The 19,537-nt window shown below is 59.1% G+C and carries 19 protein-coding genes; 13 read left to right on the top strand and 6 right to left on the bottom strand.

Annotated features, from left to right (window positions below; all coding sequences use genetic code 11):
* Nucleotides 1-47: 47 nt before the first annotated feature.
* The 3 genes from AB5Z09_RS00245 to AB5Z09_RS00235 all read left to right on the top strand — a co-directional run bounded on the left by AB5Z09_RS00245 (nt 48) and on the right by AB5Z09_RS00235 (nt 1,734).
* Nucleotides 48-581, top strand: a complete 534-nt coding sequence (locus tag AB5Z09_RS00245; RefSeq protein ID WP_064337273.1) for a glycine cleavage system protein R — start codon at nt 48-50, stop codon at nt 579-581.
* Nucleotides 582-605: 24 nt separating this feature from the next.
* Nucleotides 606-1,070, top strand: coding sequence for a thioredoxin-dependent thiol peroxidase (gene bcp / locus AB5Z09_RS00240; RefSeq protein WP_005358255.1), 465 nt, complete (start codon nt 606-608; stop codon nt 1,068-1,070).
* Nucleotides 1,071-1,233: 163 nt separating this feature from the next.
* The gene (locus AB5Z09_RS00235) at nt 1,234-1,734 is read left to right on the top strand and encodes a YfbU family protein (RefSeq protein ID WP_368194337.1); all 501 of its coding nucleotides are present in this window, start codon (nt 1,234-1,236) and stop codon (nt 1,732-1,734) included.
* A gap of 54 nt (nt 1,735-1,788) precedes the next feature.
* Here the strand turns inward: AB5Z09_RS00235 and yfbV are convergent, their stop codons facing one another.
* Nucleotides 1,789-2,229 (bottom strand): terminus macrodomain insulation protein YfbV, encoded by a 441-nt coding sequence (gene yfbV / locus AB5Z09_RS00230; RefSeq protein ID WP_368194334.1) that lies wholly within the window; start codon nt 2,227-2,229, stop codon nt 1,789-1,791.
* A 304-nt stretch (nt 2,230-2,533) separates the two neighbouring features.
* Between yfbV and AB5Z09_RS00225 the strand changes: the two genes are divergently transcribed.
* From AB5Z09_RS00225 to AB5Z09_RS00205, 5 genes are all read left to right on the top strand, one after another.
* Complete coding sequence (locus AB5Z09_RS00225) at nt 2,534-3,736, top strand: acetate kinase (RefSeq protein ID WP_005349210.1); 1,203 nt, start codon at nt 2,534-2,536, stop codon at nt 3,734-3,736.
* 54 nt (nt 3,737-3,790) lie between these two features.
* The gene (gene pta, locus AB5Z09_RS00220) at nt 3,791-5,971 is read left to right on the top strand and encodes a phosphate acetyltransferase (RefSeq protein WP_005339119.1); all 2,181 of its coding nucleotides are present in this window, start codon (nt 3,791-3,793) and stop codon (nt 5,969-5,971) included.
* Between the two features lie 378 nt (nt 5,972-6,349).
* The gene (locus tag AB5Z09_RS00215; RefSeq protein WP_139747904.1) at nt 6,350-6,670 is read left to right on the top strand and encodes a ComEA family DNA-binding protein; all 321 of its coding nucleotides are present in this window, start codon (nt 6,350-6,352) and stop codon (nt 6,668-6,670) included.
* A 96-nt stretch (nt 6,671-6,766) separates the two neighbouring features.
* Nucleotides 6,767-7,678, top strand: coding sequence for a UTP--glucose-1-phosphate uridylyltransferase GalU (gene galU / locus AB5Z09_RS00210; RefSeq protein ID WP_128816261.1), 912 nt, complete (start codon nt 6,767-6,769; stop codon nt 7,676-7,678).
* Nucleotides 7,679-7,891: 213 nt separating this feature from the next.
* Nucleotides 7,892-9,289, top strand: coding sequence for a peptide MFS transporter (locus AB5Z09_RS00205; protein WP_040065012.1), 1,398 nt, complete (start codon nt 7,892-7,894; stop codon nt 9,287-9,289).
* 74 nt (nt 9,290-9,363) lie between these two features.
* On the opposite strand, the gene AB5Z09_RS00200 is transcribed toward AB5Z09_RS00205, so the two are convergent.
* On the bottom strand, nt 9,364-10,335 hold the full coding sequence (locus tag AB5Z09_RS00200; RefSeq protein ID WP_005339125.1) for a response regulator: 972 nt from the start codon (nt 10,333-10,335) through the stop codon (nt 9,364-9,366).
* A 238-nt stretch (nt 10,336-10,573) separates the two neighbouring features.
* On the opposite strand from AB5Z09_RS00200, the gene AB5Z09_RS00195 reads away from it, so the two are divergent.
* The 3 genes from AB5Z09_RS00195 (at nt 10,574) to AB5Z09_RS00185 (ending at nt 12,967) form a co-directional block, all read left to right on the top strand.
* Nucleotides 10,574-11,272, top strand: a complete 699-nt coding sequence (locus AB5Z09_RS00195; protein ID WP_368194332.1) for a DnaT-like ssDNA-binding domain-containing protein — start codon at nt 10,574-10,576, stop codon at nt 11,270-11,272.
* Nucleotides 11,273-11,343: 71 nt separating this feature from the next.
* Nucleotides 11,344-12,198, top strand: a complete 855-nt coding sequence (locus AB5Z09_RS00190; protein WP_005341142.1) for a DnaA/Hda family protein — start codon at nt 11,344-11,346, stop codon at nt 12,196-12,198.
* A 133-nt stretch (nt 12,199-12,331) separates the two neighbouring features.
* Nucleotides 12,332-12,967: an SDR family oxidoreductase gene (locus AB5Z09_RS00185; RefSeq protein ID WP_368194330.1), complete on the top strand. Its 636-nt coding sequence runs from the start codon at nt 12,332-12,334 to the stop codon at nt 12,965-12,967.
* Nucleotides 12,968-13,077: 110 nt separating this feature from the next.
* Here AB5Z09_RS00185 and AB5Z09_RS00180 read toward each other — a convergent pair whose 3' ends face one another.
* From AB5Z09_RS00180 to AB5Z09_RS00165, 4 genes are all read right to left on the bottom strand, one after another.
* Nucleotides 13,078-14,274: an ABC transporter permease gene (locus AB5Z09_RS00180; protein ID WP_058057218.1), complete on the bottom strand. Its 1,197-nt coding sequence runs from the start codon at nt 14,272-14,274 to the stop codon at nt 13,078-13,080.
* Nucleotides 14,274-15,428 carry an ABC transporter permease gene (locus AB5Z09_RS00175; protein ID WP_368194328.1) on the bottom strand — a complete coding sequence of 385 codons (1,155 nt, stop codon included), beginning with the start codon at nt 15,426-15,428 and terminating at the stop codon, nt 14,274-14,276. Before AB5Z09_RS00175 ends, AB5Z09_RS00180 begins: the two co-directional genes overlap by 1 nt.
* Entirely contained in the window at nt 15,428-16,432 is a 1,005-nt protein-coding gene (locus AB5Z09_RS00170) for an HlyD family secretion protein (protein ID WP_368194327.1), read from the bottom strand. The genes AB5Z09_RS00175 and AB5Z09_RS00170 overlap by 1 nt, the downstream gene beginning before the upstream one ends.
* A gap of 73 nt (nt 16,433-16,505) precedes the next feature.
* The gene (locus tag AB5Z09_RS00165) at nt 16,506-17,903 is read right to left on the bottom strand and encodes a TolC family protein (RefSeq protein ID WP_368194325.1); all 1,398 of its coding nucleotides are present in this window, start codon (nt 17,901-17,903) and stop codon (nt 16,506-16,508) included.
* Between the two features lie 292 nt (nt 17,904-18,195).
* Here AB5Z09_RS00165 and dusB point away from each other — a divergent pair, with 292 nt between their 5' ends.
* Together dusB and fis are read left to right on the top strand one after the other, a co-directional pair.
* Complete coding sequence (gene dusB, locus AB5Z09_RS00160; protein ID WP_019445016.1) at nt 18,196-19,161, top strand: tRNA dihydrouridine synthase DusB; 966 nt, start codon at nt 18,196-18,198, stop codon at nt 19,159-19,161.
* A gap of 26 nt (nt 19,162-19,187) precedes the next feature.
* Entirely contained in the window at nt 19,188-19,484 is a 297-nt protein-coding gene (gene fis, locus AB5Z09_RS00155) for a DNA-binding transcriptional regulator Fis (protein WP_005309538.1), read from the top strand.
* The last annotated feature ends 53 nt before the right edge of the window (nt 19,485-19,537 follow it).

Raw genomic sequence — 19,537 nt, 5'->3', positions numbered from 1 at the left:
CTTGCCAGCGCGGCTTTCGCAACGAAATAACGGACGAGAGAAGATTTATGACTCACTACCTGGTCGTAACGGCCATCGGCACGGACAGGCCTGGCATCGTCAATGAAGTGACCCGCCACGTCAGTGGCTGTGGTTGCAACATTGTGGACAGCCGCCTTGGCATCTTCGGCAATGAATTTACCTTTATCATGCTGCTCTCGGGCGACTGGAACAGCATGATGCAACTCGAAATCAGCCTGCCCCTGCGTAGCCAGGAGTGGGATCTCATCACCATGATGAAACGCACCGAACGCCACCAGTCCCTGCAGTATGACATCCGCGCCAGTGCCGACCTGTTGATCCGCGACGAGCCCGGCATCGTAAGCCAGTGCACCCAGTTCTTCAGCGAACATGGCTGGAACATTCAGGCGATGCAATCCATGACCCTGGAGCAGCAGCCGTTCAACCTGCTGAAGATCAGTTTTCAGCTCAATCTGGCCAGAGAGGGTGAAGTGGAAGGTTCGCAAACCGCCTTCGCCGAATTCTGTCGTCAACTGGGTGCCGAATCGTTCGAGTTTATCGTCAATCGCAAACACGCCTGAGAGCGTTTTACCCGAGGAGACCCCATGCAACCACTACAAGCTGGCAGCCCCGCCCCCGATTTCTCCCTGCCCGACCAGAATGGCAATCAGGTCAGCCTCGCTGGCCTGCGCGGCAAGAAGGTGCTGGTCTATTTCTACCCCAAGGCGATGACCCCCGGCTGCACCACCCAGGCCTGCAGCCTGCGCGATGTGAACGCCGAGTTGGCCGCCCTCAATGTGGTGGTGCTTGGCATTAGCCCGGATCCGGCCAAACGTCTGAAAAAGTTCGAAGAGCGGGACCAGCTCAACTTCACCCTGCTGGCTGATGAAGACCACGCCGTCGCCGATGCCTTTGGCGTCTGGGGCCCGAAGAAGTTCATGGGCAAGGAGTATGACGGCATTCACCGTCAGAGCTTCCTGATCGATGAAGAGGGCAAGATTGCCCACCACTTCGACAAGTTCAAAACCAGCGATCACCATCAGGTGGTACTGGATTTCCTCAAGGGGTAACCCTCCCCCGCGTCATTGAAAGGCCTGCCATGCAGGCCTTTTTCGTCTGCTCAGCCGCCCCTTGCCAGCGGATTTTTCTCACCAACTCCCCCGCCCAGATCAAAAAATTCATTTTATATATGGGTTAACGTGACCCCAGAATCATCTTCCAGCGAGATATCCCATGAACATGAGCAACACTGAGCGTTTGATCCTGAGCAACCAGTACGAAATTCTGGCGAAACTCAATCCGGAGAAAGCGGACATCTACCAGCGCGCCAGCACCATCATCGAGCGCGGCTACTGCCTGCAGACCCTCGAGCTGGAGAAGAGCTTCGGCCATCTGGATCTGGCGACCTGCCAGGAGGTGATCGATACCCTCGAGCTGCACCACGCGCTGGCCATCTCATGGGGTAATCTGGATGCTGCCGATCAGGGCGAGATCAACGCCAGCCGGCTGGAGTTCAACGGCTACAGCCGCAGTCAGGAGCGTGAACTGGCTGACTACGTCTGTTTCCTGCTGGAGGTGGACAAGCGCTTCCCCGAGCTCAAATGCCCGTGCGACGAGCTCTCCAGCGACATCGCCATGCGCGACAAGTACCAACGGATGCTGACTGTATGGCGTCAGTGCCCGCGCCAATACAAGCTCTCCATTCAGGAGATCCGCAAAGTACTGGCGGCCTAAACCGCAACCACAACAGAAAAGGCGCCACTGGCGCCTTTTTGCATCTGAAACGGGTTATTCGTAGAGAAAGGATTTGTCGAGCTGCTGGAAGGCGGCCTTGAGGGTATCGGCCAACTCTTCATAGCGCGGCTGGGAAACCAGCTGGCGGCGGCCTCCCTGCTCGTTCATCTTGCCGTTGATCTCCCGATACCAGCTCGCCAGCGACGGGGGCAAGCGGGTGTCGGCACGCTGGCCGAGCCAGTAGTAACCTTGCAGCGGCAAACTGAGCAGAAACAGCACGGAAGTGATAACGGAAGGCCAGTAGTGCAGTTGGCCAAACTGGAACTGCAGCATCACGCTCAGCACCGCCAGCGCGGGGATCACCTTGAGGGCGAACTCGGTCGCCTTGATCACCCGATTTTCAGGAAACATCGAATTGAGCTCGGGACGGCGCGGCCAAAGCGTCATATAATGGCGGCCTTGCTGTAACTTAGTTCCAAAAATGTTCATGCTCATACTACCTCCGAGCGCTTTTTGAACGTACCAACGGCAAAACCTCGACAAAATTTGATGCAAAGTAACAAAGGTTGAGGATGACTTTGTTATTTTTCAACAATCGGGTTATCCTTTGTACGCCCATTTTTGCGTCAAAAGCTTCTTGCTATTGACCTGTCAGGGACGTCTGGATTTCGGGTCTTGTATCACTATACAAGGGGCAAGCAACAGATTGCCAACCCTCATAAGGATAAGTTGAAAGTTTTTGGCCGCACCGCGTCCAACGCATCCGCCTACACAACCCAATCTGCGATAGGATTTATTCATGAGTAAGCTGGTTCTTGTTCTTAACTGTGGCAGCTCTTCCCTGAAGTTTGCCGTCATTGACGCAACCACCGGTGATGACCTGCTGTCCGGCCTGGCCGAGTGCTTCAACCTCGACGACGCCCGCATCAAGTGGAAACTGAATGGCGAGAAAGGCAGTGCCGATCTGGGCGCGGGTGCCGCTCACCAGGAAGCGCTGGACTTCATCGTCAACAAGATCCTGCCGCTCAATCCGGAACTGTCCAAGAACCTGATCGCCATCGGTCACCGTGTTGTTCACGGCGGCGAGCGCTTCACCTCTTCCGTTGTCATCTGCGAAGACGTGATTGCCGGCATCGAAGCCGCTGTTCCGTACGCACCGCTGCACAACCCGGCTCACCTGATCGGTATCCGTGAAGCTCGCCGCGTATTCCCGGCGCTGGCAGACAAGAACGTGGCCGTATTCGATACCGCGTTCCACCAGACCATGCCGGAAGAAGCCTTCCTGTACGCTCTGCCGTACAAACTCTACAAAGAGAACGGCATCCGTCGCTACGGCGCTCACGGCACCAGCCACTACTACATCAGCCTGGAAGCTGCCAAGCAGCTGAACAAGCCGGTTGAAGAGCTGAACATCATCAACTGCCACTTGGGCAACGGCGGTTCCGTCTGCGCTATCAAGAACGGCAAATCTGTTGATACCTCCATGGGTCTGACCCCGCTGGAAGGTCTGGTGATGGGTACCCGCTCCGGCGATCTGGACCCGGCCATCATCTTCTTCCTGCACGACAAGCTGGGCATGAGCGTGGCTGACATCAACACCATGCTGACCAAAGAGTCCGGCCTGCAGGGTCTGACCGAAGTCACCTCCGACTGCCGTTTTGTTGAAGACAACTACGACAGCAAAGAAGAAGCCAAGCGTGCTATGGACGTTTACTGCTATCGCCTGGCCAAGTACATCGGCGCCTACGCTGCCGCCATGGACGGTCGTCTGGACGCCGTTGTTTTCACCGGTGGTATCGGTGAAAACTCCGCCCCGATCCGTGAAATCACCCTGAACAAGCTGGGTCTGCTGGGCTTTGACGTTGATCACGACGCCAACCTGAAGGCTCGTTTCGGCAAGGGTGGCGAGATCACCAAGGCTGGTTCTACCAAGGCCCTGGTTATCCCGACCAACGAAGAGTGGGTTATCGCCCACGACGCGCTGGAACTGGTCGGCGCTTAATTGACGCAGTAACTCGAGGCCGCCCACAGGGCGGCCTTTTCCTGATCCCAAAAAATGAACAAGGGGTATAAAGTGGCACGCACTATTATGCTTATCCCGGTCGGCACTGGTGTCGGCGTAACTTCCGTAAGCCTTGGCGTTGTTCGCGCCATGGAACGTCACGGTGTCAATGTCAGCTTCTTCAAACCGGTTGCCCAGCCGCGTCCGGGTGAAACCGGTGCCGAGCGCTCAACCGCCGTTATCCGCGCAGCTGCCAACATCAACCCGCCCGAGCCGTTCACCCTCTCCTACGCCGAGAACATGATCAGCTCCAGCAACACCGATATCCTGCTGGAAGAGATCGTTGCCCGCTTCGAAGAGCACGTGAAATCCAGTGGTGCCGAAGTGCTGGTTGTCGAAGGTATGGTGCCGACCGACAAGCAGCCCTTTGCCAACAAGTTGAACTACGACGTCGCCAAGGCGCTGGACGCTGACATGGTATTCGTGACCCACCCGGGCCATGACTCCAGCCAGAAACTGAAAGAGCGCATCGAGCTGGCCTGCTCCAACTTCGGTGGTGTCAACAACCCCCGCATCGTTGGTTGCGTGATCAACAAGGTTGGCGCGCCGGTTGACGAGCATGGCGTAACCCGCCCTGACCTGACCGAGATGTTCGAAGCCCATCACCACGCTTCCGACGCGGCTCACAACCTGGAAGTGCTGCAAGTGTTCGGCAAGAGCCCGCTGCGCATCTTGGGTTGCATCCCCTGGAACACCCAGCTGATCGCCCCGCGCGCCAAGGATCTCGCCAAGCATCTGGCCGCCAAGATCCTGCACAAGGGTGAGCTGGACAGCCGCCGTCTGCAGACCGTGACCTTCTGTGCCCGCTCCATCCATAACATGGTTGAACACTTCCGTCCGGGCAGCCTGCTGGTGACCTCCGGCGACCGCTCTGACGTTATCGTCTCTGCCTGCCTCTCCGCCATGAACGGCGTCAAGCTGGGTGCCCTGTTGCTGACCGGTAACTACCATCCGGAGCCGCAGGTCATGGCGCTGTGCCAACAGGCCATGGCCACCGGCCTGCCGATCATGATGACCGGTACCAACACCTGGCAGACCGCCGTCAGCCTGCAGAACTTCAACGTCGATATTCCGGAAGATGACCGCGAGCGTATCGAGCTGGTACAGGACTACGTCGCTGGCCACATCGACAAGCACTGGATCGAGTCGCTGACTGTCAGCTCTACCCGTTCCCGTCGCCTGAGCCCGCCGGCGTTCCGTTATCAGCTGACCGAGCTGGCCCGTCAGGCCAACAAGCGTGTCGTGCTGCCGGAAGGCGACGAGCCGCGCACCATCAAGGCTGCCGCCATCTGTGCCGAGCGTGGCATTGCCCGTCCGGTACTGCTGGGTAACCCGGAAGAGATCCGTCGAGTTGCCGAACAGCAGGGTGTGGTACTGACCGATCGCGTCGAGATCATCGATCCGGCCGTTGTGCGCGAGCGCTATGTGCCGCGTCTGGTCGAGCTGCGCAAGAACAAGGGCATGACCGAAGTGGTTGCCCGCGAGCAGCTGGAAGACAACGTGGTACTGGGTACCATGATGCTGGAACGCAACGAAGTTGACGGCCTGGTATCCGGCGCGGTGCACACCACTGCCAACACCATCCGTCCGCCGATGCAGATCATCAAGACCGCACCGGGCTCTTCCCTGATCTCCTCCATCTTCTTCATGCTGCTGCCTGACCAAGTGCTGGTCTACGGTGACTGCGCGATCAACCCGGATCCGACTGCCGAGCAGCTGGCCGAGATCGCCATCCAGTCCGCCGACTCCGCTGCCGCTTTCGGCATCGAGCCGCGCGTCGCCATGATCTCCTACTCCACCGGTACCTCTGGTGCCGGTGCCGATGTAGAGAAAGTGCGTGAAGCGACCGAGCTGGCCAAGGCCAAGCGCCCTGACCTCATCATCGACGGCCCGCTGCAGTACGACGCGGCCATCATGGAGAACGTGGCCAAGTCCAAGGCACCAAACTCACCGGTTGCAGGTAAAGCCACCGTGTTCGTGTTCCCTGACCTGAACACAGGTAACACCACTTACAAAGCGGTGCAGCGTTCCGCTGACCTGGTCTCCATCGGCCCGATGCTGCAAGGCATGCGCAAGCCGGTCAACGACCTCTCCCGTGGCGCCCTGGTTGACGACATCGTCTACACCATCGCCCTGACCGGTATCCAGGCTGCACAGGCTGACGAACAAGCCTAATCAGTGCCTGTCTGAAAAAACCGATCACAAAGGCTGCTCACCCCAGGTGAGCAGCCTTTTTTATTGGTTCTCTTTTGAAGACCAGTGAAACATGCCATCCGCACCTTGTTGCGCAGAATAATGCCATCCGGCACCTCCACAACGGTTTGAGCAGAGCATCTCGGGGAAGTCTGCTCGTCAAATCAAAGATGCATCTGAAATACATTCCAGATCATAAGGTTGGCTATACGGCGGCATTCATGGCTAAGCGCTTATAGCAAATATTTCGCCATCGGCATGAGGATTTGACCTGTTAGAAATAGCAGTGAAAAAGACCTGTTCGATACGCTATTTCTCAAAGTGCCCACTCGGCAATATCCACATCATGGAGGAATGGAAATGCTGATGAAGAAGCTCTCTGCAATCATGCTGTTAGCCTGCTTGCCCCTGTTCAGCCAACCCGTACTGGCCGCAGATAAGGCAGCGCCCAAGCAAACCACCACGACCGCGGTCGCCAAGGAGTCCGGCAAGCTGAATATCAATACGGCCACCCTTGCCGAACTCACCAGCCTGAAAGGGATTGGCGACAAGAAGGCACAAGCCATCGTCGACTATCGGGAAAAACAGGGAAAGTTCAGCTCGGTCGATCAGCTGGCAGATGTCAATGGCATTGGCCCGGCCACCCTGGAAGCCAACCGTGACATGATCATCGTCAAATAACGTCCGAGCTCTGCATATACGAATGGGGTCGCCTGTGGCTGCCCCATTTTTCTTGGAGTATCATGGCCGCACTTTAATCCCGCTGGATAGTTTTCCATGAAAAAGACTCCTCTGACAGTTCGCAAAGCCGTGCTCCCGGTAGCCGGTCTGGGTACCCGTATGCTGCCAGCCACCAAGGCCATCCCGAAAGAGATGCTGCCGGTGGTCGACAAACCGCTGATCCAGTACGTAGTGCGCGAAGCCATCGCCGCCGGTATCAAAGAGATCGTGCTGGTCACCCACTCGAGCAAGAACTCCATCGAAAACCACTTCGACAAGAGTTTCGAACTGGAAGCGACCCTCGAGAAGCGAGTCAAGCGTCAGCTGCTGGAAGAGGTGCAACAGATCTGCCCGAAAGACGTCACCATCATGCACGTCCGCCAGGGCGAGGCCAAAGGTCTGGGCCACGCGGTGCTCTGCGCACGCCCGCTGATCGGTGACAACCCGTTTGCCGTGCTGCTGCCGGATGTACTGATTGATGAAGTAGCCAGCGACCCGAAAAAAGACAACCTGGCCGAGATGGTGCACATGTTCGAAGAAGACCAGATCAGCCAGATCATGGTGGAAGCGGTTCCTGAGAGCGAAGTGGACAAGTACGGCATCGCCGACATCAAGGGCGAGGCCCTGAGCGAGGGGATGTCCCTGCCGATGCAGGCCATTGTCGAGAAGCCACCCCGTGACGAAGCCCCCTCCAATCTAGCGGTGGTGGGTCGTTATGTCCTCTCCTCCAATATCTGGCCGCTGCTGGAGAAGACCCCGGCCGGTGCCGGTGACGAAATCCAGCTGACTGACGCCATCGCCATGCTGATGGAGCAGGAGCAGGTCAACGCCTACTTCATGAAGGGCAAGAGCCACGATTGCGGCAGCAAGCTCGGTTACATGAAAGCCAATGTGGAATATGGTGTGCGCCATCACGAGCTGAATGGTGAATTCATCGGCTGGCTGAAGCAGTTCGTCAAGCAGTTGTAATCGCTGATAAATCTGTTTTTTATAGACGTATTTAAGGGGCATCAAATGATGCTCCTTTTTCATTTTTGCAACAAAAAATCAATCAAGAGTAAATAAACTCTCAGCAAATCATAATGTTGTAATTTATTCACACATGCTCTATAAGGATTGAGGCGTGTTTCTCGCCCTTGCATAAAAAACTCAAAAAAATATAAGACACAGGTGGAAGTTCCAATGAATAACCCGTCAAAAGGGACCTTTTTAGGTCACCCTAAAGGGCTTTTTTTGCTCTTTAGTACCGAACTGTGGGAGAGATTCTCCTATTACGGCATGCGTGCCGTGCTGGTGCTCTATCTGACCGACCTGACTGCCAACGGCGGTCTGGGCTGGAGTCAGGCAGATGCCCTCAAACTCTACGGTATCTATACCGGTCTGGTTTATATCACTCCGCTGATCGGCGGCTGGCTGGCTGACACCTTCCTGGGTCAACGTCGCGCCATCCTGATCGGTGCCGTGCTGATGGCCGCAGGTCAGTTCACTCTGGCACTGCCCCACGCCATGTTCCCTGATATGGTCAACACCATGTTCTACGCGGGCCTCGCGCTGCTGATCGTGGGTAACGGCCTGTTCAAACCGAACATCTCCACCATGGTGGGTGACCTCTATGAAGAGGGCGATCACCGCCGTGATGGTGCTTTCACCATCTTCTACATGGGTATCAACCTGGGTTCCCTGCTGGCAGGTGTGATCTGTGGTGCTGCCGCTACGGCCTACGGCTGGCAAGCAGCCTTCGTCGGCGCCGGTATCGGTATGCTGCTCTCTCTGGTGATCCAGGCCACCATGGCCCAACGTTTCCTGGGTGACATCGGTCGCGTCACTGCCGCCCAGCGCGCAGCCGCCCTGCGTACTACCGAACAGAAAGCACCGCTGACCAAGCAGGAAGTGGATCGCATCAAGGTTATTCTGGTACTGGGTCTGTTCACCATCATCTTCTGGGCCGGTTTCGAGCAGGCCGGTGGTCTGATGAACCTCTACACCCAGGAGTATACCGACCGCATGATCGGCAGCTTCGAAGTGCCGACCGCCTGGTTCCAGTCCCTGAACCCCTTCTTCATTATCACCCTGGCACCGGTCGTTGCGGCCATCTGGATCAAGCTCGGCAAGAAAGAGCCGAACTCTCCGGTGAAATTCGCCATGGGTCTGCTGTTCCTGGCTATCGGCTTCCTGTTCATGGTCGGTGCAGTGCTGCAGCAGGGTGGTGACAACACCGTCAAGACCTCCATGTTCTGGCTGGTTGGCGCATACCTGTTCCACACCCTGGGCGAGCTCTGCCTCTCCCCGATTGGCCTCTCCATGGTGACCAAACTGGCTCCGCTGCGTCTGGCTTCCCTGATGATGGGTGCCTGGTTTGGCTTCGTTGCCCTGGCCAACTACGCTGCGGGCTTTATCGGCTCCTTCGTGGGTGAAGCCGGCCCCATCGCCATCTTCGGTGGCATCGCCCTGGCTGCGATACTGAGCGCCCTGATCCTGCTGACCATGGCCAACCGCCTGGTCTACTGGATGCACGGTGCCGAAGGCCCGGCCAAAGAGCCGCAAGCTCAAGAGAAGAAACTGCAATCCGCCACCGTCTAAACGGTCAGGATTGTAAACAATAAACAGGGCGCCCATCGGCGCCCTGTTTGTTTTAGCCTGTTTATCAGGCGGCATCAGTGATGACGAACCTGCACATCCAGCGAGCCGCCGCTGTCGCTGCGAAACTGCAGGGCGAACGGCTCATGCCAGCTGCGTTTGTGCAGGGCGTAGTGGCTGCTGCGCATCAGACCAAGGGGTAGGCCGCCTGAGCGCATCAGCCAGTGGGGAGAGGTGAGCCCTGCGTTGGCAAACACCAACCCATCATGCTGATCAAACAGCAGCGCCGCCATGGCAAAAGAGTGGCGAAGCCCGGATGCCATCAACTGATGGTTGAGGTAGTCGAGCAACCGGTGCGGCTGGCTCAGCAACCGGCTCTCGTTCTGCTGAAACTGGCGGTAGGGGACGTTCATCAAGGATCGCACCAGTGCCCCACAAAATGCCGCATCCGTCCCCATGATCGGCAGCTCCATCACCAGCACCAGCAGCTTGTCTTCCACCTTGAAGGTATCGGGAATAAACAACTGCCCCAGCCCCTTGAACGTCACCTGCCAGGGGCCCCACTCCTGCAAGCCCGGCGGCTTGAGCCCCGCTAGCAGGCGGCTGGCCGCCTTGTCGTGGGCACTGAAATAGTCGATGTGATCCATCAGCTCCAGCTGCTGCGCCCGGTTGGCGCTGCCGTTGAGACACTGTTCGATACTGCGCTCTACCAGAGCGTAATCCTCGAGGGGCTTGAGCAGATAGTCCCGCGCACCGGCACGCAAGGCGCTGGCGACTGCCTCCATGGTGCTCTGGGCCGAAATAACGATAACCGGAATATGGGGATAGCGCGCAGAGAGGCAGGCGATCACCTCGTGGCCATCCATATTGGGCATATTGAGATCGCAGAGCACCACATCGGGATGGTAGAGGGCCGCCGCCGATAGCCCCTCAATACCATCTTCGGCCTGAAACACCGTTGCCCCGTCCCGTGCGAGGTAACTCACTAACGAGTGGCGAAAAACAGCTTCGTCCTCCACCATCAGGATCCGTAGCCCGGCTCTTAACATCTTGATAAAGCTCTTATTAGTCAATTGGTTATTTAGGTATTAAGACTAGTTCAAAAGTCCGGCATCCGCGGAAACGATGTGTCAAAAATAGACCTTGGTCAGGTTCTGAAATATAGATAGCTCTATTAACAACCACATAGCAGTGCCGTATCTCCTCGTTATGTCGCAACCCCATGCGAATTGTGCAAGTGGGCGCCATAAGGGATAATGCCCCCCACTCCAGCTCGTGAAGAAGACCATGACCCCAGCCGAATACAGCGCCCTTGCCCACCCCAGATTGTCCCATCCGGCCCGCAGTCTCTATACCCTGCAGCTGCGCAGACTGGTGCTGGAAAATCAGCTGGCCCGGCTTAACTATCCCGAGCTGGGTCGCGCACTGGCGGTGGTTGACCCGGGCGATCCCTGCGGCTTCTCGTTTCAGGTCAACGCCCGCCAGCTCACCGAACTGTTCGATGAACTGATGGAGGCAGGCTTGCTGCAGGTCGAGGCTCAGCCCGAGAGTGAGCACTACCATCAGTGCACGTTCCAGTTGCCGCTACTGACCCAGAAATTGCGCAGCCCGCTGCCGGAACGCCCCTTCCAGATGCACCTACAGTGGCGACCGGACGAAGAGCTGCCCGCCCTCGCCCGTCTGTGCGGAGTGATCGATGCCAGCTATAGCGAAGAGGAACTGGGGGAATTTATCGCCTACTGGCTGGGGCGCCCCGAGGTGTTCGACTCCCAGCATCAATGGATGCTCAAGTTCATTCGCGCCCTCAAGACCCGCCGCTATACCCGTCGCAAACCGATGGAGGTGCAGGGCTACCAGCAGGTGACGCCGGCCCCGCCAGAGTCGGGCCCCAGCAAACGGGCCCAACAGATGATTGAAGAGGCCAAGCGACTGGCCCAACAGCAGACGCAAGAACCCGCAGCGCAGCAGGAGCCGGATAATGATTGATAGCGGCCCCCGCCTGCAGGCAGAATCAACCCCTTGTCTACCCATCCCTGATCGAGCAGAAGGAGCATTCCATGACTGACCCGCAAGATCCCCTGCGCCAGGAGCTGGAAGAGATCGAAGCCAAGCGCCAGAAGATCGCCAAGGCCAAGCAGGATCACCGTATTCACGACCCGGAATTGAGCCGTCATGTAGGTGGCCTTCTGGAGCGCATTCGTCGCCTGCAACAAGAGACCGGTGGCGGCCAGTATGACTACGAGACCCTGCGCAAGGAGTACGACGCCAAGGCCAACGCCGAGGTGCGCGAGCTGCAGAAGGCGGCCCGTCAGGAGCGGATCCAGAAGCTGATCGCCCAGGCCGACCTCAACCCTGACTGGGTATTTGACAAGATGGATGCCGGTGACCCGGCGCTGCAATACCCCATCGAAACAGCCCGTTACTTTATCAGCGGCTTCGAGCACTGGGAGAAGAGCGGTGGCGGCTGCATGCTGATCTACGGCGACTACGGCACCGGCAAGTCGACCCTGGCGGGAGCGGTGGCGCATGAGCTGATCGCCCGTCACCAGAAATCGGTGATCTTCCAGCAGTGGGCCTCCATCGTCGATCGGCTGTTTTTCAACGTCATCCCCGATCAGGACGAGCGCAACCAGTACCGCCGCGCGCTGGAAGAGGTGGATCTGCTGATCATCGATGAGGTATCGGCCAACCGCGCCAAAATGGCGGAGAGCCAGTCCAGCTTCCTCGGCCACCTGCTGCGCCGCCGTCGCAACCTGTCAAAGAGCGTCATCATCATCACCAACCACACGCCCCAGACCCTGCATCAGGCGATCGGTGATTTCAGCTATGAGGCGATCAAGGCATTCAATCCGGTGGATATCCACCTGAGTGGCCCCAGCCGTCGCCCCAGCATCGGCAACTACAACGGCTGATCCCTCCCAAAGAGTGCGAGTCGCTGGCGGCTCGCACTCTCTCCTCCCTGTCAGCTCACAAATAGAAACAACTCTCATTTACAGCAGGCGAACAAGCCACTAGGCTAGCCCCTTTTGCCAAGGGAGCTCATCTATGCCAACCACACTGATTTTCGGAGCCAGCCGCGGGCTGGGCCGCGCCTTTACTCATCACGCCCTGAGCCAAGGTCACCGGGTCGTTGCGCTGGTGCGCAGCCCCGATATGGCCATGGAAGTGGAGGCGCTGGGAGTTGAGGTGATCGAAGGAGATGCGCTGGATCCAGCTGCGGTGCAGCAGGCATGTGCCCGGGCAGGGCAAGATGCACAGGTCGTCTCTACCCTCGGCAGCTTCCGTCAGGCCGCGCCGGTGGACTATCAGGGCAACCGTCATGTGATCGATGCCATGGAGCAGGCAGGCCTGAAACGACTGCTGCTGGTCACCTCCCTCGGCTGTGGCGACAGCTGGCAATATTTGCCGCAGCGGGCCCGAGCCGCCTTCGGTCACGAGGTACGCCTCAAGAGTCTGGCGGAAAGCTGGCTGCAGACCAGCGCCCTCGCGTGGACCATTCTGCGCCCGGCGGGCCTGCAGGATGGCGACGCCACTGGCCGCGCCGAGCTGAGTCAGGGCAAGGAGGTTCATGGACTGGTACGCCGTGCCGATGTGGCCACCCAAGGACTACGCCTGCTGGCGGATGAGACAGCAGTGGGGCAGATCTACGCCATCGGGGATCCCACGATCCAGCGCGGCTAAAGCAGCAGTAAAACCGCTCATACCCACCACATAGCAAAACGGTCAGCCCAAGGGCTGACCGTTTTCGCTTTACCGCACACGCCATCTTGCTCGCGCTTGCACCATCCCGCTTAACCGGCGGTCGTTTCACCCTGCACGACTGACGGGCGAGCAACCGGCAGCGACCGCTGCCGCCAACGCAGCAACAGGCAGGCCAGCACACCGTAGAGCAGCGCCAGACCCCACTGCTGCCACCAGTAGCGGGAGACCTGCGCAAAGTCGGCCCCCATCTGGTTGAGGCGCAGAAAACCCTCGATGGCGGGGATAGTGGGCACCCACTGAGCCAGCCAGTTGAGGGGCGCCGGGATCAGCTCCAGCGGCCAGATAAAGCCCGCCAGAAAGACCAGCGGCAGAGAGGAGATCAACACCACCTGAGTCGGCAGATCCCGCCGGGTAAAGATGGCGCCCAGCACAATACCGAACCAGCAGGTCGCCAGCAGGAACGGCAGGGCGAACAGCCACAGCTCCAGCGGATCGGCATGACGGGCGATGTTGTAGTGATCGAAGCAGAAGCCGAGGAAGTAGCTCACCGGCAGCAGGAACAACCCCGCCAGCACCAGGGTTCTGGCCAACAGCAACGGCAACACCGGCGCGCTTTGCCAGTAACCGTGCTCGCCGCGGCAGCTGCGCTGGTTCTGGGTCGCCCCCAGGATCCCCGCCCCCATCAGCAGCACCTGATGGAGGATCAGCACGAATACCGCCGGCACCACGTAATTCACATAGCCCATGGTGGGGTTGAACACCGGCACCACGTTGAGGGCCACCGCATTCCAGCCCATGGCCGCTTGTGGTAGCGCCTCGCCGTGGCTCAACAGCCGCGCCACCTTCACCTGCGCAGCGAGGGTACCCCCAGCCTGTGCCAGTCCTTCGGCAATGGTGCCGTAGACCAGAAAGTAGGAGGCATCACCGGCATAGCTCAGGGTGACGCTCTTGCCCTGCATCAGATCCCGATAGAAGTGGTTGGGGATATGCAGGATGCCGCTCGCCTCCCCGGCCATCATCAGCTGGCGCGCCTCGGCCAGCGAATTGGCCCGCGCCACCAGCTTCACCTGCGGCGTGGCATCGGCCATAAACTCCAGCTGACGGGACAGCTGACTGCCATCGTCGTTGACCACCACCACCGCCTCTTCCCGCGGCAGCTGATGCAGATAGGGCTGGGGATAGAGAAACGAGTAGAAGATCACCCCGCCAAACAGGGTCAGCATGATGGCGCGATCCGCCAGCAGGGTGCGCAGCTCTAGGCGCAACAGATCGACAAATCCCAGCATCACTCAGGCTCCTTTTCGGCGCTCGCCACTGCGGCTGATTGACGGGCCAGCTCGGCCTGCTGCTTGTAACGACGTACCACCAGCAGCAAGGGAAGCAGAAACAGCAGCAGCGCCCCCAGTTGCGGCAACGCCGATGCGAGAGGCAGACCGTAGTTGCTCTGACCAATCTGCAGCTCCACATAGTGAGAGACCGGCAACAGGCTGCGCCAGAAGCGGGCGAAATCCCCCATGGCGCTCACCGGAAAGGTGACCCCCATAAAGGCAAAACCGGGCGCCGTGTAAGCCCCCGCCAGCGACAGGGCGCGGGCCGGATCCCGAATGATGCCGTAAAAGAAGGCCCCCATGGTGACGCAGGCGGCCGAGGCGAGCCCCAGACCCACCACCAGCACTAGCCAGCTGCCGTGCATGGGGTAGGAGAAGCCCTTGAACAGCAGCAGCGTCCAGACTATCCCCCAACCCCAGCCAATCAGCACGTGGGGCAGCAGGGTGCGCCAGAGGCCAAACCAGACCCCGCGAGTGGTCCAGTCCAGCCCCAGCCGATCGGTACGGGCCAGTGCATTGAGGCCAAACAGCACCACCAGGATCTGCCACACCGCGGGCAGAATGGCGCTCAGCAGAAATTGGGCATAGCTGGAGTTGAGGTTATAGAGCGCAGTCACCTGACTGCTGATAGGCACCGACTGCCCGAGCGCGCCAGGCAGCGCCTTGCCATCGGCCATCGCCTCCAGCACGCCGACCTGACCGTTAAGGGTGCCTACCACCTGCGCCAGCGCCGAGTTGACCAGCTTGGCGATCAGGATGAACTGGCCGTTGTTGAACACCGTTACCTGCGGCTGGGTGCCCTGACGGGCATCCCGCTCCAGATGGTTGGGGATCACCACCAGCGCATAGATGTCGCCACCGCGCAAGGCGCGCGCCCCGGCCTCGATGGAGTCAAACGGTTGCGCCACCTTGAGCCCGGCCGAGCCATCCAGCGAGAAGGCGAGCTGGCGCGAGAGCATGCTGTGGTCGAGATCCACCAGCCCCACCTTGAGGTCGCGGGCCAGCCCTGCCGAGAAGATCCAGCAGAGGATCCCCATCAGCAGCAGCGGCACCCAGCTCATCAGGGCACGACTGAACGGATCCTGCCACAGCAGCCGAAATTCACGTCCCATCAGAGTTCAACCAGCACACTCATGCCAACCCGCAGCCCCTCAACCGGTTGCAGCGGGCGAGCCTCCACCTGGAAGCTCTTCATATCGAAACCCTGACTGGTATCGGTGGCACGCCAGGTGGCGAAATCACCCATCACGGCCACATGGGTCACCTTGAAGCGCACCATCTGGTCGCCAAGACCCGGGATGCGGGCATCAAACTCGGTACCGACCGGGAAGCGGGGCAGCAGATCCTCGCGCACGTGGAACTGGGCCCAGGCATCGCTCATGTCGAGCAGGGTCACCACCGGGAAGCCTTGCGGCGCCAGCTCGCCGCTGCGCAGCAGTACCTGACTCACTTCACCATTGTGGGGGCTGGTGATGCGGGTATCGGCCAGATAGGCCTCAACCTCGGCCACGGAACCCGCCGCCATCTTGGCCTTCTCGCGGGCGGCGATCTTGGTCTCTTCCCGCGCCCCTTCCAGCGCCATCTGATATTGCTGCCACGCCATCCCTTCGCTGTAGCGTGCAGCTTGCCAGGCAGTCCAGGCCTCGTCGCGTTTTTGCAGCGGCATCACGCCATCTCGGTGCAGGCTGGCGACCCGCTCATAGGTCTTGCCACGCAGCTGGGCGGCAGCCTTGGCTTTTTGCCACTGATCCTTGGCGGCAGCGATCTGTTGGGCACGGGCCCCTTTCTCCGCCTCTTGCGCCATGGCGCCCGCAGCCGCCTCACCCGCCTTGGCCTGGCTCAACTTGGCTTCAATCTCGGGGCTCGCCAGGGTAAAAACCAGTTGATCCTTGGTCAGCTGCTCGCCCTTTTTCACCAGCACCTCGTCGATGCGACCCGGCACCTTGGAGGAGACCGAGTACTGCTGCGCTTCAATCTGCCCTTGCAGATGCACCGACTCCGGCTGATAAGCGAGCCAGAAGCGCCAGCCGAGCCAGACCACCAGGATCACCAGCGCCAGCGGCAACAACAGAGGTTTACCCTGGCTCATCTTCTTTTTGATGGGGGGATGGCTCATCACTTCACCTCGACAAACGGGCGACCCTTGACGGTCGGAAAAGACATGAAAAAAGGAACAGACAGGACCGGGATCATGAGTTCACCTCGATCACCTGACCGTGCTGATATTGATTGAAACTGTTCATCTGGCCGGAGAGCGCCAGCAGGCGGGCCAGCGACACCACATATTGATAGGCCGCCGCTGCGCGCTGGGTCTTGACCCCCGCCAGCTGGTTTTGGGCATCCACCACATCAAGGGAGGTAGAGAGTCCCTGACCGAAGGCATTGTCCCGCAGCAGCACATTCTCCTCTGCCAACGCCTGGGTGGAAGAGAGGGATTGATACTCCTCCAGCCCCTGCGCCGCTTCGCGCCAGGTCTTCTCTACCAGCAACTCCAGATCCTCGCGGGTCTTGGCCTGCAGCAGATTGACTTGCAGCTCGGCGCTCTTGGCGGCCTGTACCGTCTCGGAGCGGCCATCGCGGCTCACCAGCGGCATGCTGACCCCCACCCCCACCAGCCAGTCCGGCGTGGTCTTGGAGGCGAGCGAATCATCTTCATAGAGGTTGTAGTTACCGAACAGAAACACCTCAGGGGCATATTTGCCCTGCTCGACCCGGATCATCCCCTTGGCCTGCTCCTTCTTGGCACTGAGCAGCTTGAGACCGGGGTGCACCTCCAGGGTCTGGCTCACCAACCCCTCAAGGCGCGGCAGCTCCTTGTTGACGAACAGGCCGCTGCCCGGCTGGGCATTTGGCAACTTCAGCATGCGGCCGAGGGCCAGCTCGGCGATCTCGAGGCTGCGGCGTGCCTTCTGGGTATCGATGCGGGCCCGATCATAGGCCGACTGAGCGGAGAGGCGCTCCACCCTGGCTATCTGCCCCTGCGCTTCGAGCTTCTTGGCATGATCCAGATGGTGGGCGAGCCCCTCTTCGATCTCCTCTTTGGTCTGCACCACCTGAGCAGCCAGCACCACGCCGAAATAGGTCTGGGAGAGGCTCTCGAAGGTGGATTGCTGCTTGAGCACCAGCAGCTGCTGCGCCTCGCTCACCTGCGCCTGGCGGATATCCTGCGCCGCATCGATGCGACCACCGGCAAACAGCGGCCAAAGCATCTTGACCGAGCTGGTCACCACATTCTGTTTGGTCAGGGGGGTGACAAATGCGTTGGCCCCGACCCCGAACAGGCTGCCGAGCGCCAAGATCAGATCTTTCTGCTTGGCCAGCGGATTGAGATCGAGGGCATCAAGTTCAATCGGCTGATCAAGATGGGTATAGCTGGCCCCCAGATCCACCTTGGGCAGATACATGTCCTTGGCCGCCTCGCGCAGCTGCTTGGCCCGATCGACCCCGGCCTGCTCGGCAGCCAGCCCTTCATCCTGCTGGATGACCCGGGTCCAGGCTTCGCCGAAACTGATGGTTTGCGCCTGCGCCGACCCCAGCACGGCCCCCATCAGACACGGCCAGAGTGATTTAATGAACCTTGACGTCATAGATCCCCAATCCGCTTTTGTTGCATAAATGTTTGGAGCATTTGCTCGACTTAAGCCCGCTATCATAACGCAAAGAGGGCCTGCAAGTGGACTGACAATTATGCAGGCGTCCGACCCGAATGGTACAGCGCTCACTCTCCGGCAATCTGGCCGTTTTTCAATAACTCCAGAATTTGCAAGCCTTGGCGCGACGTTTTTTTCAGAAAAAAATGGCTGACGCTCAAATACTAACCTTTTCTCCTGCCTAAAAAATGCGTAATATACGCCGCCCTAAGCCGATGGTAACCGTGGAATGCAGATAGGTCCCCACACGCTTGAAACTCCCTTGATTGTGGCTCCCATGGCCGGTGTAACTGACCGACCATTCCGTGAACTTTGTTTGCGATTGGGGGCTGGCATGGCCGTTTCCGAGATGCTGCTGGCCAACCCGGATGTCTGGGATACCCAGAAAACCCGGATGAGGATGGATCACTCTGCAGAAGGCGGATTACGATCGGTCCAGATTGCCGGAGCCGACCCCGAGATGATGGCGTTTGCTGCCCGCTACAACGTGGAGCAGGGCGCACAGATCGTCGACATCAACATGGGATGTCCGGCAAAAAAAGTGAATAAGAAGTTGGCAGGTTCTGCCCTGCTGCGAGCCCCCGATCAGGTCAAAGCAATTTGCCGGGCCGTGGTGGATGCAGTGGAGGTGCCTGTCACCTTGAAGATCCGCACAGGATGGGATCCGGATAACCGCAATGGCGTGGAGATCGCCCGAATCGCCGAAGATTGCGGTATCGCGGCCCTCGCCGTGCATGGTCGTACCCGTGCCTGCCTCTACAAGGGCGAAGCGGAGTACGACACGATCAGGGCGATTAAGCAGGCCGTATCGATTCCTGTTGTCGCCAATGGTGACATCAACAGCCCGGAGAAAGCCCGGTATGTCCTCGACTATACCGGCGTTGACGCCGTGATGATCGGCCGAGCTGCGCAAGGACGACCCTGGATTTTCCGGGAAATCCGTCATTTTCTTGAGACGGGCACCAAGCTGCCGCCTCCCGAGAGGGAAGAGGTTCGCACCCTGATGAACGAGCATGTAACCAACCTGCACCGGTTTTATGGTGCATATCTGGGAGCGCGCATAGCCCGTAAACACGTGGGCTGGTATCTGGATGAAGAAGAGACGGGCCGAGAATTCCGTAAGCACTTCAATGCCCTGGATTGCGCAGACGCGCAACTTGAGGCACTCGAAGCGTATTTCGATGGATTAGGTTAACAAGATAACTAAAGAGCCGACCGAATATGTTCGAACAAACCCTGACTTCTGATGCATTGGTAACAACTACTCACAATCACGCTGCCGAGCCGACCCAGCGCCCCCTGCGTGACTCTGTGCAACAGGCCCTGCGTAACTACCTGGCCCAGTTGAACGGTCAGGAAGTGATTGATCTGTACGATATGGTTCTCTCCGAAGTCGAAGCGCCGATGCTGGACGTGATCATGCAGTACACCCGTGGTAACCAGACTCGCGCTGCCGTGATGATGGGTATCAACCGTGGCACCCTGCGCAAGAAGCTCAAGCGTTACGGCATGAACTGATTGCTGGCCGCGAGCCGCGACGGCGGTTCAAGGCAGATGCGAAAGGCGCCAGG

It is taken from the genome of Aeromonas sp. R2-2 (genome assembly GCF_040908355.1).
Lineage (GTDB): Bacteria > Pseudomonadota > Gammaproteobacteria > Enterobacterales > Aeromonadaceae > Aeromonas > Aeromonas veronii.
Note: the sequence above shows the minus strand (reverse complement) of the source record. Positions and strands in the feature narration are given on the sequence as shown.